This is a genomic window from Pseudoduganella violaceinigra DSM 15887 (genome assembly GCF_000425385.1).
Lineage (GTDB): Bacteria > Pseudomonadota > Gammaproteobacteria > Burkholderiales > Burkholderiaceae_D > Rugamonas > Rugamonas violaceinigra.
In genome coordinates this window covers 113,406-126,435 of record NZ_KE384359.1, presented here as the reverse complement: position 1 = coordinate 126,435, position 13,030 = coordinate 113,406, and the positions used below count along the sequence as shown (strand labels likewise).

13 protein-coding genes are annotated in these 13,030 nt (G+C 65.1%); 2 read left to right on the top strand and 11 right to left on the bottom strand.

What is annotated here, in order from left to right; translation table 11 throughout:
• Nucleotides 1-38 precede the first annotated feature (38 nt).
• Both H597_RS0125455 and rfbA read right to left on the bottom strand, forming a co-directional pair.
• Nucleotides 39-1,136, bottom strand: a complete 1,098-nt coding sequence (locus H597_RS0125455; RefSeq protein WP_028104593.1) for a glycosyltransferase family 4 protein — start codon at nt 1,134-1,136, stop codon at nt 39-41.
• Between the two features lie 174 nt (nt 1,137-1,310).
• Complete coding sequence (rfbA, locus tag H597_RS0125450; protein ID WP_028104592.1) at nt 1,311-2,198, bottom strand: glucose-1-phosphate thymidylyltransferase RfbA; 888 nt, start codon at nt 2,196-2,198, stop codon at nt 1,311-1,313.
• A 48-nt stretch (nt 2,199-2,246) separates the two neighbouring features.
• Between rfbA and H597_RS0125445 the strand changes: the two genes are divergently transcribed.
• On the top strand, nt 2,247-3,092 hold the full coding sequence (locus tag H597_RS0125445; RefSeq protein WP_028104591.1) for a symmetrical bis(5'-nucleosyl)-tetraphosphatase: 846 nt from the start codon (nt 2,247-2,249) through the stop codon (nt 3,090-3,092).
• On the opposite strand, the gene H597_RS0125440 is transcribed toward H597_RS0125445, so the two are convergent.
• From H597_RS0125440 to H597_RS0125410, 7 genes are read right to left on the bottom strand one after another with little or no spacing between them, the layout of a single operon-like run.
• Entirely contained in the window at nt 3,089-3,553 is a 465-nt protein-coding gene (locus H597_RS0125440; RefSeq protein WP_028104590.1) for a hypothetical protein, read from the bottom strand. The two genes, H597_RS0125445 and H597_RS0125440, sit on opposite strands and share 4 nt — an antisense overlap.
• On the bottom strand, nt 3,550-4,359 hold the full coding sequence (locus H597_RS32485; RefSeq protein ID WP_083941283.1) for a lysophospholipid acyltransferase family protein: 810 nt from the start codon (nt 4,357-4,359) through the stop codon (nt 3,550-3,552). The genes H597_RS0125440 and H597_RS32485 overlap by 4 nt, the downstream gene beginning before the upstream one ends.
• Nucleotides 4,340-5,644: a dihydroorotase gene (locus H597_RS0125430; protein WP_028104589.1), complete on the bottom strand. Its 1,305-nt coding sequence runs from the start codon at nt 5,642-5,644 to the stop codon at nt 4,340-4,342. The genes H597_RS32485 and H597_RS0125430 overlap by 20 nt, the downstream gene beginning before the upstream one ends.
• A 2-nt stretch (nt 5,645-5,646) precedes the next feature.
• A complete protein-coding gene (locus tag H597_RS0125425) occupies nt 5,647-6,612 on the bottom strand; it encodes an aspartate carbamoyltransferase catalytic subunit (RefSeq protein ID WP_028104588.1) in 966 nt (321 codons plus the stop codon).
• The gene (gene pyrR / locus H597_RS0125420) at nt 6,605-7,126 is read right to left on the bottom strand and encodes a bifunctional pyr operon transcriptional regulator/uracil phosphoribosyltransferase PyrR (protein ID WP_028104587.1); all 522 of its coding nucleotides are present in this window, start codon (nt 7,124-7,126) and stop codon (nt 6,605-6,607) included. Before pyrR ends, H597_RS0125425 begins: the two co-directional genes overlap by 8 nt.
• Nucleotides 7,113-7,451 (bottom strand): Holliday junction resolvase RuvX, encoded by a 339-nt coding sequence (ruvX, locus tag H597_RS0125415; protein WP_371850744.1) that lies wholly within the window; start codon nt 7,449-7,451, stop codon nt 7,113-7,115. The genes pyrR and ruvX overlap by 14 nt, the downstream gene beginning before the upstream one ends.
• Nucleotides 7,452-7,503: 52 nt before the next feature.
• The gene (locus H597_RS0125410; protein WP_028104585.1) at nt 7,504-8,163 is read right to left on the bottom strand and encodes a YqgE/AlgH family protein; all 660 of its coding nucleotides are present in this window, start codon (nt 8,161-8,163) and stop codon (nt 7,504-7,506) included.
• A gap of 100 nt (nt 8,164-8,263) precedes the next feature.
• Here H597_RS0125410 and H597_RS0125405 point away from each other — a divergent pair, with 100 nt between their 5' ends.
• Complete coding sequence (locus tag H597_RS0125405; RefSeq protein ID WP_028104584.1) at nt 8,264-9,646, top strand: cryptochrome/photolyase family protein; 1,383 nt, start codon at nt 8,264-8,266, stop codon at nt 9,644-9,646.
• Here the strand turns inward: H597_RS0125405 and H597_RS0125400 are convergent.
• Together H597_RS0125400 and H597_RS32480 are read right to left on the bottom strand one after the other, a co-directional pair.
• A complete protein-coding gene (locus H597_RS0125400; RefSeq protein WP_028104583.1) occupies nt 9,625-10,188 on the bottom strand; it encodes a YdcF family protein in 564 nt (187 codons plus the stop codon). The two genes, H597_RS0125405 and H597_RS0125400, sit on opposite strands and share 22 nt — an antisense overlap.
• 64 nt (nt 10,189-10,252) lie before the next feature.
• The coding region (locus tag H597_RS32480; protein WP_154668297.1) for a hybrid sensor histidine kinase/response regulator at nt 10,253-13,030 on the bottom strand (2,778 nt) is incomplete at its 5' end.

Genomic DNA, 13,030 nt, shown 5'->3' with positions numbered 1-13,030 from the left:
TATTGTGTTCGATGCTTGGCAATATACACGAAATTGTCTCAATGGATTTTCTTATGTCGGATCATCCAGCGCGGCGCTTTAAATCGGACGATGCGCGAATATATCCAGACATAACTGGCAATGAATAACAGGCAAAACAGCATCAGCACCCAGGTGTAATGCCAGAATACCGTGGCGGGAATCACCGCCATCAGCGAAAACATCCACAAATAAGGCGAGGTCAGGGAATTGCGGCGCACCAGGGCCCGGGCATCCTTGCGGCCCACGGCCCATTGCACCACGCGCCGGAATATCAGGCTATGCAGGTGAATACCATCGGGCATGGCTGGCGACTTGCCGCGAATGAACAGGCGGCGATAAACGCTGAACAAGGTTTCAAATGCCGGGTAGATTAATAGCAAGACTGCATACCAAGTAGAAACTTGTGGATTGCGCATTACCAGTAATAGCGCCAATTCGCCCAGCATAAAGCCGATAAAATATGCGCCGCCATCGCCCAGGAAGATAAGTCCGACCGGGTAATTCCAGATCAGGAAACCTGCCGTGGCGCCCGCCACCATCAGGGCCGCCACCAGCACGAACATATCATTGACCTGCAGCGCCACATAACCAAGCGAGAGCAGCATGCAAATCGTCACCACGCTGGCCAGGCCGTTGAAGCCGTCGATGATGTTGACGGCATTGGCGATCCCCGCCACCGCCAGCACCGTGAGCGGCAACGTCAGCCACAGGTAGGGCAGCGGCCAGGCCGAAACGATCCAGTCGATGCGGTCGATGCGGGCGTCCAGCAGGAAATAACCGAGCAAGGCGGCAACCATGGTCAGCAGCAGGCGCCGCAGCGCGCTGACCCGTCCGGTATAGTCTTCCACGATGCCGCCGGCAAAGGCGAACACGGCGCACACCATCAGCGACAGCATCCAGCTGGTCATGACCGGCACGCGCCACACGGAAATACAGGCACTCAGGACGACGGACAGGAAGATCGACAGGCCCCCAATGCGGGCCACGTGGTGGACATGCACTTTTTGCACGCCATTGAAATCGGTGTCCAGCGCCGGGCCATGCAGCCGCACTTCTTTGATCACCCACAGGGTCAACAGTGCAGACGCAAAAAAGCTCACGAGGAAGGAAAACATTAATTCTTATCAGTATTGGGAGCCAACCGCCCGTTGCAAATCGCAGCGCAGCAAGAAAGATTGCTGGCACGCTAACCGGCGATTGTACCGGATTCGGGCTAGCCGACGGGAAATTCTAAACGCGGGCGTTGCGGCCGGGGTAATTGCTTATCAGATGATACCGTTCCCCCCTGCTCACCGGTTAATCACCCTGTCGTCCAGGATGCGCAGCAGGTATTGCCCATAGCCGTTCTTTTTCAGCGGTTCGGCCAGTTCCAGCATGCGCTGGGCGTCGATATAGCCCTTGCGGTACGCGATTTCCTCCGGGCAGGCCACTTTCAAGCCCTGCCGGCGTTCGATGGTGGCGATGAACTGGGACGCCTCGAGCAGCGATTCATGGGTGCCGGTGTCGAGCCAGGCCATGCCGCGCCCCATCAGTTCCACCGTCAGCTTGCCCGCGTCCAGGTAGGCGCGGTTGACATCGGTGATTTCCAGCTCGCCGCGCGCGGAAGGCTGGATGCCGGCGGCAATGTCGCACACGCCCCGGTCGTAGAAATACAGGCCGGTGACGGCGTAATTGGACTTGGGCTGGGCCGGCTTTTCTTCGATGCTGATGGCGCGCCGCGCGGCGTCGAAGGCCACCACACCATAGCGCTCCGGATCGGTCACATGGTAGGCGAACACGGTGGCGCCCTCGCTGCGCGCGGCGGCACTACGCAGCATGGCGTCCAGATCATTGCCGTAGAAAATGTTATCGCCCAGGATCAGGGCGGACGGATCGTCGCCCACGAATTCCCGGCCGATGATAAAAGCCTGCGCCAGGCCGTCCGGCGACGGCTGCACCGCATAGCTGAGACTGATGCCCCACTGGCTGCCGTCGCCCAGCAAGTCCTGGAAGCGCGGCGTGTCCTGCGGCGTGGAAATGATCAGGATCTCGCGTATGCCGGCCAGCATCAGCACCGTCAGCGGATGGTAGATCATCGGCTTGTCATGGATCGGCAGCAGCTGCTTCGACACTGCCTTGGTGATCGGATACAGGCGCGTGCCCGAACCGCCTGCCAGGATGATGCCTTTGCGTTTCATACGTTATCCTAAGGTGTGAATGAGACCCAAGTTTGTGAAAGCACCCCGATGAAAACTTATGTAGTGGGCGACCTGCAAGGCTGCCACGGCGAAACAGTGACTCTGGTCGAAAAGATCCTGGAAACAGAACATGTGGCGGGGAATGCGCCGCCGGCCATCCTGTTTTGCGGCGATTTGATCAACCGCGGCCCCGACTCCCTGTCCACCCTGCGCTATGTGCAGGCGCTAAGCCAGGGCAGCGACGGGCGCATCGACGCCGTGCTGGGCAACCATGACCTGCACCTCCTGGCGGTGGCCAATGGCATCCGGCCCGAATCGCGCTCCGACACCATCGAGCATATACTGGCTGCAGCCGACCGTGACGCACTGCTGCACTGGCTGCGCCTGCGCCCCATGGCCATCCTGCGCCAGGGCCACCTGCTGGTGCACGGCGGCGTACTGCCGCAATGGAGCGCGCAGCAAACCATGGAACTGGCGGGCGAGGTGGAAGCGGCGCTGCGCGGCGGGCAATGGCTGGAATTCCTGGGCGAAATGTACGGCAACCAGCCGGACCGCTGGGACGATGCACTGACCGGCAGCGCGCGCCTGCGCTGCATCGTCAATGCCCTGACCCGCATGCGCTTTTGCAGCGCCGACGGGGTCATGGATTTCAAGCTGAAGGAATCGGCCCATGCCGAGCCGGCCAGCGGCCTGATGCCGTGGTTCGAGGTGCCGGGCCGCCGCAGCAGCGACACCACCGTGGTGTTCGGCCATTGGTCGGCCCTGGGCTTGCGCATCATGCCGCGCCTGATCGCGCTCGACAGCGGCTGCGTCTGGGGCGGCAAGCTGTCGGCCGTCTGCCTGGACGACCGCCGCCTGCTGCAGGTCGATTGCCCGGAGTACCGCAGCGTCTAGTGCCGGGAGGCGCCTTCTTCCGCCGCCGCAGCCTGCGCCTGGCCTTCGGCCTTGGCCGGTTCGCCGGCGCCGTCGGCGGAAGCCGCGCCTTCCGCCGCCGCCGCGGGTGCGAAACTGGCCGCCATCAATTCCTTGTAGGCCTCCGCCTTGTGCAGCGGCTGCAGGTTGGCGTTGCCCTTGATCGCCTCTTCATCGGTGAAGCCGTTGACGATGGCGTTTTCCAGCGATGCCATGGCGGCGTTCTTGCGCCCCAGCTGGGCCTGCGCCTGCGCCAGCAGGAAGTAGGATTCCGCTTCCTTGGGCGCCTTCAGCGTGGCGGCATAGGCCTTGTCTGCGGCGATGCCGAAATTCTTCTGCGCCAGGCTTTCCGTCGCCTGCGTGCGCAGCGTCTTGGCATTAGTGAAAGTGTCGCCGCACGCCGCCAGCGCCAGGCAGGCGGCCAGCATACGGATCCTGGTCATGCTGATTGCTCCCGTAAAGATTGCGCTTCCGGCAGGATGCCCAGCGCCGTGCCGATGGCATCGTGGCTGGCCTGCGCCAGTTCGCGCCGGTGGGCGCCTTCGGTATCCATCGGCTCCAGCACCGACAGGCGCGCGCGCACCGGCAGACCATCCAGGATATTCGCCACGCTTTGCACGAAGGTCATGTCGCCGATGAAGTCCACGCCCGCGTGCGGCTGGCCCTGCGGATCCAGATAGGATAGCGCGAACGGCTGCACCTTGACCTTGCCGTCCACCGCCGCCTCGAACAGATTGGCGTGGAACGGCAGGATGCTGCCCTGCGCCGCTGTCGTCCCTTCCGGGAAGAAGGCCACGCGCTGGCCTTCCTGCAGGGCATGCACCAGGCCCTTGAAGATGTTGCGCAGCTCGCGCTTGTTGCCGCGCGCAATAAACACCGTACCCGCCTGCGCCGCCAGCCAGCCCGCCAGCGGCCAGTCGCGGATTTCGGCCTTGGCCACGAAACGGCACGGGTGGAGCGCATTGATGACGAAAATGTCCAGCCACGAAACGTGGTTGCAAACGACCATCCCCTGCTCCAGCGCCGCCGCGCTGCCCGGCGTCACCTGCACGCTGACATTGCAGATCGCCAGCAGCTGGCGCGACCAGCGGCGGATATGGGCGTTGCGCTTTTCCAGCCCGCTGAAGGGAAAGATGAACGCGCAGGTTGCCATCCCGCCCACTATATGCAGCAACACCCGCCCCATGCGCAGGATCAGGCGCCAGTCCAGGTTGCGCTGGCTTGACGGCTTAGCTGGCGTTGCGCTCATATGCCACGCGGCCCGCAACGATGGTCGCCCGCACCTGGCCGGCCAGCTCATAGCCCAGGAACGGCGTGTGCTTGCCCTGGCTGGCCAGGGCGCCGCCGGTCACGGTCCAGCGTGCGGCCGGGTCGAACACCACCACGTCGGCCACGCTGCCCACGCCCAGCTGGCCGGCCTGCGCCAGGCCCGCCACGCGCGCCGCCTCGCTGGTCACGCGCGCCAGCGCTTGCGCCAGGGCGTCGTCCCGGCCCTGCGCCGCCGCGTAATCGTCGGCCCACTTGATGGCCAGCGACAGCAGCAGCTCCAGGCCGGTGGCGCCCGGCGACGCCTCGCCGAAAGGCAGCAGCTTTTCATCGTCGTCGCATGGCGTGTGGTCGGAGCACATGGCGTCGATGGTGCCGTCGAGCAGGCCGGCGCGGATCGCTTCGCGGTCGCGCTGGGTGCGCAGCGGCGGGTCGAGGCGCGCATTCGCATCGAAGAAGTTGATGTCGGTGTCAGTCAGGTGCACGTGGTGCGCGCCCACGTCGCAGGTGATCGGCAAGCCTTCCGCCTTGGCGGCGCGCACCAGCGCCAGGCCGGCGGCCGAGGACATGCGGCACAGGTGGACTTTGGCGCCGGTCGAACGCATCAGCTCGAAGATCGTGTGCAGGGCGATGGTCTCGGCCATCACCGGCACGCCCGACAGGCCCAGGCGCGACGCCAATGGACCGCTGTTGGCGACGCCGCCGCGGCCGATCCAGGCGTCCTGCGGGCGCAGCCAGATGGTGAAGCCGAACGTGGCCGCGTACTGCATGCAGCGCTGCAGCACGGTGGTGTCCCGGACCGGGGTCTCGGCCTGCGAGAAGCCAATGCAGCCGGCGCCGGTCAGTTCCACCAGCTCGGTCAGCGCCTCGCCTTTCAGGCCGTGGGTCAGTGCGCCCAGCGGATGCACGTGGGCCTGGTTCAGGGCTTTGGCGCGCTGCTTCAGCATCTCCACCAGGCCCGGCTCGTCCAGCACGGGGTCGGTGTCGGGCGGGCACACCAGGGACGTCACGCCGCCCTGCACCGCCGCCTGCATTTCCGACTTCAGCGTGGCCTTGTACTCGAAGCCCGGCTCGCGCAGGCGCGCCGACAGGTCGACCAGGCCCGGCGCCACCACCATGCCGGCGGCGTCGATGGTGCGCTCGGCCTTGAAGCCGGCCGGCGCCGTGCCGATGGCGGCGACCTTGCCGTCAACGATGTACAGGTCCTGCTTGGAATCGATCTTGTTGGCCGGATCGATCAGTCGGCCGTTTTGGATATGTACGTTCATGTTTATGCTTGCGTGCCTGCCAGGATGCTCATCACCGCCATGCGGACTGCGATACCGAAGGTGACCTGCGACAGGATCACCGCTTGCGGGCCGTCGGCCACGGCGGAATCGATTTCCACGCCGCGGTTCATCGGGCCCGGGTGCATCACGATGGCGTCCGGCTTGGCCAGCGCCAGGCGCTCCGGGGTCAGGCCGTAGGCGCGGAAGTATTCGCCGGCGGACGGCAGCAGCGCCCCGCTCATGCGTTCGTTCTGCAGGCGCAGCATGATGATCACGTCGACGTCCCGCAGGCCTTCATCCATATTGGTGAAGGTGCGCACGCCCAGTTGCTCCAGGCCGCCCGGCAGCAGGGTGTGCGGGCCGATGGCGCGGATTTCCGGCACGCCCAGGGTGGTCAGGGCGTGGATGTCGGAGCGGGCCACGCGGCTGTGCAGGATGTCGCCCACGATGGCCACGCGCAAGTTGGTGAAATCCTTCTTGTAGTGGCGGATGGTGTACATGTCCAGCAGGCCCTGGGTCGGGTGCGCGTGGCGGCCGTCGCCCGCGTTCACCACGTGCACGTGGTTCTGTTTCGTATCCTGCAGGTGCTTGGCGATCAGGTAAGGCGCGCCCGACTGCGCGTGGCGCACCACGAACATGTCGGCGTGCATGGCCGACAGGTTGTCGATGGTGTCCAGCAGCGATTCGCCCTTGCTGGCGGAGGACGCCGCGATATTCAGGTTGATCACGTCGGCCGACAGGCGCTTGGCCGCGATCTCGAAGGTGGTGCGGGTACGGGTGGAATTTTCAAAGAACAGGTTGAAAACGCTTTTGCCGCGCATCAGCGGGACCTTCTTCACTTCGCGGTCCGACACGGACACGAACGAGGAGGCGGTATCGAGGATCTGGTTGATGATGGCCTTGGGCAGGCCCTCGGTCGTCAGCAGGTGCTGAAGCTCGCCGTGTTTGTTGAGTTGCGGATTAAGCATGGTTCTGTTCAATAGTCAGGGAAAACTTTCCTGCGCCGGCCTGCTGCAGGCGCAGCGCCTGGCCCGGCGCGCAGCGGGTATGGGCCGCCACGAAATCGGCGGCCACCGGCAATTGGCGTTCGCCGCGGTCCACCAGCGCGGCCAGCATGATGCGCGCCGGGCGGCCGTAGTCGAACAATTCGTTGATGGCGGCGCGCGTGGTGCGGCCGGTGTAGAGCACATCGTCCACCAGCACGATGGTGGCGCCGCTCACATCGAAGCCGATATGGGTCGGCTTCACGTCGTGCGGCAAGCCCTTCTTGGCGTAGTCGTCGCGGTAGAAGGACACGTCGAGCACGCCCAGGCGCGCCGCCAGGCCCAGGTCGCGGGCCAGGCGTTCGGCGATCCAGGCGCCGCCCGAGTGGATACCGACGATGGCCGGCTCGTTGGCGCCGGCGATGCCGGCCTTGACCTGCTCGAGCAGGCTGGCGTACAGCGCTTCCGCGTCCAGCTGTTGGGGTTCAGTGTGGGACATATTCGTCAAAGTATTGTTGGAGGATGATGGCGGCGGCGCGGTCGTCGATGATTTCGCCGCGCTTGGCGGCGATCATCGCCGACGAGTAGCGCTCGTCGACCAGGACCACGGGAAGATTGAAGCGGCCGTTCAGCTGGTTGGCGAATTTGCGGCAGCGCGCCGTCATCGCGTGCTCGGCCCCGTCCGGATGGAAGGGCAGGCCGACAACCAGCCTGGCAGGGCCCCACTTGTCGATCAGGGCCTTGATTTCGGCGAAGCGCGCATCGTTGACCGCGGATTGAATGACGGCCAGGGGACTGGCCTGGCCGATCATCGTGTTTCCCATTGCGACACCAACGCGTTTGATGCCGAAGTCGAAGCCTAAAACAGTTTCCGGACTATGCATGACCCGCTTCAGAGTTGAGCATCAGGGGGTCGAAGCCCAGCAGTTTGATGGCGGCCTGGTAACGTTCTTCGATCGGCACATCGAACACGACGCGCGGGTCGGCGGCCACGGTCAGCCAGCCGTTGCGCGCCAGCTCGTCTTCCAGCTGGCCCGGACTCCAGCCGGCGTAGCCGATCGACACCATCATGCGCTCCGGGCCGTTGCCGCGGGCCACCGCTTCCAGCACATCGATGGAGGTGGTGAAGGCGACGTCGCTGGTCACCGTCAGCGAGGACGAATAGTGCGCGCCGGGGGTGTGCAGCACGAAGCCGCGGTCGTCCTGCACCGGGCCGCCGAACATGATCGGCTCCGATTCCAGGTGGCGTTCGGCGGCGGACGACACTTCCAGGTCGATCCGGTCGAACAGCACTTCCATGGTCATATCGGTGGGTTTGTTGATCACGACGCCCAGCACGCCGTTTTCATTGTGTTCGCATACATACACGACCGTGCCGCCAAATATCGGGTCTTGCATGGATGGCATGGCAATCAGAAAATGATTTGCCAGGTTGAGCGCAGGGGCAGTCATGGGCGCCTTCAGCTCCTTCAGTTCACTAGTGTCCGGTAACAATCCCGGCACAGGCATGCTTCTGGTCAATTTGACTTTTTTCATGATTGCTCTTTATGCAGGACTGTTAAGAGTTCTTTACTGTAATATCCGCGCTGCAACTGCCGGATATACCCACAGTTTACTATGAATTGCTGATCCAGCTATGAAAAACGCCCTTGTCTGGTTGCGCCGCGACCTACGATTGTTCGACCATGCCGCCCTGCACCATGCGCTGACCTCGGCTGAGACAGTGTACTGTGCCTTCATTTTCGACCGCGCCATCCTGGAGCCGCTACCGCGCGCGGACCGGCGTGTCGAGTTCATCCATGACACCCTGGCGGCGCTTGCCGCTGAGCTCGAAGCCCTTGGCGGCCACCTGATCGTGCGCCACGATCTTGCGGAAACGGCAATCCCGGCCCTGGCGGCGGAGCTCGATGCGCAAGCCGTGTTCGCCAACCACGACTATGAGCCAGCCGCCATTGCCCGCGACGAAGCCGTGGCGGCCGCGCTGCGTGCGGCCGGCCGCCGCCTGCACACCTTCAAGGACCAGGTGGTGTTCGAGCGCGACGAAGTCTTGACCCTGGCCGGCCAGCCGTTTTCCGTCTTCACGCCCTACAAGAACGCCTGGCTGCGCAAGCTGGAGGCCGATCCCGCCGTATTGGCGCCTTGGACCGTGGAACCGGCCAGCGCGCACCAGCCGGGCCGCTTTGCGCCCGGCCGCAGCACGCTGCCGCCGCTGGCCGCGCTCGGCTTCGAACCCACCAATCTGCACCAGCTGGGCATCGGCAGCGGGCCGCAGCTGTTCGACGACTTCCTGGGCCGCATCGCCGACTACCATGTGGCGCGCGACTACCCCGCCGTGAAGGGCCCCTCCTACCTCTCGCTGCACCTGCGGTTCGGCACCGTCTCGATCCGCCACCTGGTGCGCACCGTCATGACCATGTCGGCGCGCGGCGCGGCGGGCGAAGGCGGCGCGGTATGGCTGTCGGAATTGATCTGGCGCGAGTTCTATATGCAGATCCTGTACCACAATCCGCACGTAGTGGGCGGCGCCTTCAAGCCGGCCTACGACAAGATCGAATGGGAATCCGGCCCCGAAGCGGACGAGCTGTTCGCCGCCTGGTGCGAAGGCCGCACCGGCTACGCCCTGGTGGATGCGGCGATGCTGCAATTGAACCGCACCGGCTATATGCACAACCGCCTGCGCATGGTGACGGCTTCCTTCCTGTGCAAGGACCTGGGAATCGACTGGCGCCGCGGCGAAGCCTATTTCGCGCTGCACCTGAACGACTTCGAACTGGCGTCCAACAACGGCGGCTGGCAATGGGCCTCGTCTTCAGGCTGCGATGCGCAGCCCTACTTCCGGATCTTCAACCCGGTGACGCAGTCGCAGAAATTCGATCCCGAGGGTAAGTTCATCAAGCGCTATCTGCCGCAGCTGGCGGGCCTGACGGCCAAGGAAATCCACCTGCCGCGCAACCCGGTGGTCGACCATGATGCGGCGCGCAAGCGCACGCTGGAGCGCTACGAGGTGGTGAAGAAGTAGGAAATGAAGCCGGCGACCTCGCGCGGGATCGAATACAGGTCGCGCAGCTCGGCATAGCGCGCGTGGACATGGCCGGCCACGTGCACGCCGGCGCGTTCCAGCGCGAAGCGGGTGCGCGGCACGTGGAAGTACTGCGTCGCCACCAGGGCGCTGCGCAGCCCCCGGGCGCGCATATAAGCGGCCGCGTTGCGCGCCGTGGCCATGGTATCGAGGCCCTGGCTGTCGACGGCGATGGCCGCCGGCGGCACGCCGTTCCCGGCCAGGTAGGCAGCCATCACCGCCGCCTCGTCGAAGCCTTCCTTGCCCACTCCGCCGCTGACGAACACGATGCCGGCGCGATGTTCGCGGTACAGCAGCAGTGCCGCGTCGAGGCGCGCCTGCAGCCTTGGGCTGGGTCGGCCGTCCGGCGCCACCGTATTGCCCGGCACGATGATCATATCGGCATCGGCCAGCCGGTCGCTGCACCCGGCGGCGACGATCAGTCCGGTGCCGGCCAGGAACAGGCCCGCCAACAGCAACACCAAACGTCGTAACAGCCGCATCTCGCTCCCGCAATAAAAAAAGGGCAGGCGCGCAGGCCTGCCCTGTGGACCGCTCGCGCGAACCTTAGCGGTTCAGCGGCAGCAGGCTGGTGATGGCGCCGAGCAGGATGTCTTCCTGGAACGGCTTGCCGAAGTAGGCATTCACCCCCAGCTGCAGCGCGTAGTTGCGGTGCTTGTCCGCCGAACGGGAGGTGATCATGATGATCGGGATCTCCTTGGTGCGTTCGTCGCCGCGCACGTTGCGGGTCAAGTCGAAGCCGTCCATACGCGGCATTTCGATGTCGACCAGCATCAGCTCCGGCAGGCGGTCCTGCATCTGCTCCAGCGCATCCACGCCGTCTTTCGCCAGCATCACGTGGTAGCCCTCGCGTTCCAGCAGGCGCTGGGTCACCTTGCGCACGGTGAGCGAATCGTCGACCACCATGACGGTGCCGTGGGCGCGGGTCTGCACCGCCGGTTCGGCGGCATCGCCGGCCGGCGCCGGCGCCGGCGTGGCGGCAGTCTTCGGCGCCAGTTCCGGATGCTGGGCCACATGCAGCTGCAAGGCCACCGGATTCAGGATCAGCACGATCTCGCCCGAACCCAGCACCGTTGCGCCGGCAATGCCCGGCATACGCGACAGCTGCTGGCCGATGTTCTTGATCACCACCTCGCGGTTGCCGAGGATTTCATCGACGTGCAGCGCCACGCGGTCGGAGCCGTTACGCAGCATCATGACCGGCGAGGAACGCTGCAGCAGCGGACGAGCTTCGCCGTCGCCCAGCAGCGTGGCCAGGTAGCGCAAGGCGACGTGCTGGCCGTGGTGCACCACGGCGCCCTTGGCGGTGGCTTCGGCCAGTGCGCCTTCCTTCAGCTGCAGCACCTGTTCCACCATCAGCGCTGGCACCGCATGGGTGCGGCCGCCGGCGGAGATCAGCACCACCTGGGTGACGGCCAGCGTCAGTGGCAGGCGGATGGTGAAGCGGGTACCCTTGCCTGCTTCGGTGAAGGTTTCCACGCGGCCGCCCAGGGCTTGCGCCTCGGACAGCACAATGTCCATCCCCACACCGCGGCCAGCCAGTTCGGTCAGCGTATCGGCGGTCGAGAAGCCCGGGTGGAAGATTAGGGTCGACGCCTCGGCATCGCTGATTTCCTCGCCCTCATCGAGCAGGCCGACACTGCGTGCCTTGGCGCGGATGCGCTCCAGGTCCAGGCCGGCGCCGTCGTCGCTGAACTCCAGCACCACTTCGTTACCCTGCTGGCTGACCTGCACCAGCAGTTCGCCGGTCTCGCCCTTGCCGTGTTCGACGCGCTGCTCGCGCGACTCGATGCCGTGCACGATAGCGTTACGCAGCAGGTGTTCGAACGGCGCCGCCATGCGTTCGAGAACGCTACGGTCCATTTCCACGCCGCCGCCTCGGATGTCGAGGTTGACGCGCTTGTCGGTTTCTTTCGCACCCTGGCGCGCCACGCGGAACAGACGCTCGGAGACGCTGTTGAACGGCACCATGCGCACGCGCATCAGGTCCTGCTGCAGGTCGCGCGTCATACGCGCTTGCTGGTTCAAGTCGCCCGAAGCGCTGTCGATGGAGCGGAACAGGCCTTCGTGGAAGGAGGCCACGTCGTTCACCGACTCGGCCATCATGCGGGTCAATTCCTGCAGGCGGGTAAAGCGGTCGAACTCCAGCGGGTCGAATTCACGCTCGCCGGCGATCGACATACGCGATGCGATCTGCGATTCCGCTTGCATCTCCACCTCACGCAGCTGGCGGCGCAGGCGGTTCAAGTTTTCCTGGAAGTCGGACAGCGAGGTACGCAGCGAACCCACTTCATTTTCCAGGCGCGAACGGGTGATCGACACTTCACCGGCCTGGTTCACCAGGCGGTCCAGGATGTCGGCGCGGACACGCACCAGCGGTGCGGCCTTGGCGCCGCCTTCGGCGTCGTCGCCCGCGCGGGCTTTGCCGGCGGTGCCGGCCAGGCGCGCAGCCAGGGCGGCCAGGGTCGGCGTGGCGCCGCCTTCCTGGGTGACCGGAACTGCAGCGGCAGCTGCGCCGCCCGCTACCGGCGCGGCGGCAGCGGCTTGCGCAGCGGCCATGGCAGCGGCATAGGCTTCAGGGTTTTGCAGTTGTTCGAACAGCAGCAGCGCGTGGTCATAGTGCGCCATCAGTTCGTCGAACGAGTGCTGCGACGCGCTGCCCGCGTGCACCATGTTTTCAATGTGCGTTTCGATTTCGTGGGCGTGCTGGCCAAGGCGCATTGCACCGGCCATACGGGCGCTGCCCTTCACGGTGTGCAGCACGCGCTGCAGGCTATGGGCATGGCTGAAATCGGTCGGCTTGGCGTGCCAGGCACGCAGGGTCTCGCCAATCTGCGGCAGCAAGTCGGCGCCCTCTTCCAGGAACACCGGCAGCAGGTCGGGGTCAAGCTCGTCCTGCACGTCGGCGGTGCTGGCGCCCAGCAGGTGCGGGCTTTCCTTCAGTTCGACGACCTGCACTTCGGCAGGCGATGCGTGATCGAGGTCGACCGCATCATCCACGATCGCCTCGCCCGCGGACAATGCAGTGGCGTCGATGGCGTCCACTTCGAGCGCCGCTTCCGCAGTTGCGGCCTCGGTTTCAGCCTGCAGTGCAAGGGCTTCTTCCGCGGCCACAGGCGCTGCGGCCTCCACTGCGACTTCGGCGATGGCCGGCGCGATCGCTTCGATTTCAGATTCAGGCGCGGTGGGAACGACGGCTTCGATTCCCGGTTCAACAGCAGCTGGAACGAACGCTTCGATTTCCGGTTCAACGACGGCCGGGGCGAATGCTTCGATTTCCGGTTCAACAGCAGCCGGAGCGAAGGCTTCGATTTCCGGTTCAAC

Bases quoted from the DNA above. Each gene is read 5' to 3' on its own strand.
- H597_RS0125445 (WP_028104591.1), top strand. From the start codon at position 2,247: ATGAAAACTTATGTAGTGGGCGACCTGCAAGGCTGCCACGGCGAAACA.
- H597_RS0125430 (WP_028104589.1), bottom strand. From the start codon at position 5,644: ATGAACGTACATATCCAAAACGGCCGACTGATCGATCCGGCCAACAAG.
- ruvX (WP_371850744.1), bottom strand. From the start codon at position 7,451: ATGGGAAACACGATGATCGGCCAGGCCAGTCCCCTGGCCGTCATTCAA.
- pyrR (WP_028104587.1), bottom strand. From the start codon at position 7,126: ATGTCCCACACTGAACCCCAACAGCTGGACGCGGAAGCGCTGTACGCC.
- H597_RS32485 (WP_083941283.1), bottom strand. From the start codon at position 4,359: ATGAGCGCAACGCCAGCTAAGCCGTCAAGCCAGCGCAACCTGGACTGG.
- H597_RS0125440 (WP_028104590.1), bottom strand. From the start codon at position 3,553: ATGACCAGGATCCGTATGCTGGCCGCCTGCCTGGCGCTGGCGGCGTGC.
- H597_RS0125425 (WP_028104588.1), bottom strand. From the start codon at position 6,612: ATGCTTAATCCGCAACTCAACAAACACGGCGAGCTTCAGCACCTGCTG.
- rfbA (WP_028104592.1), bottom strand. From the start codon at position 2,198: ATGAAACGCAAAGGCATCATCCTGGCAGGCGGTTCGGGCACGCGCCTG.
- H597_RS0125455 (WP_028104593.1), bottom strand. From the start codon at position 1,136: ATGTTTTCCTTCCTCGTGAGCTTTTTTGCGTCTGCACTGTTGACCCTG.
- H597_RS0125400 (WP_028104583.1), bottom strand. From the start codon at position 10,188: ATGCGGCTGTTACGACGTTTGGTGTTGCTGTTGGCGGGCCTGTTCCTG.
- H597_RS0125410 (WP_028104585.1), bottom strand. From the start codon at position 8,163: ATGAAAAAAGTCAAATTGACCAGAAGCATGCCTGTGCCGGGATTGTTA.
- H597_RS0125405 (WP_028104584.1), top strand. From the start codon at position 8,264: ATGAAAAACGCCCTTGTCTGGTTGCGCCGCGACCTACGATTGTTCGAC.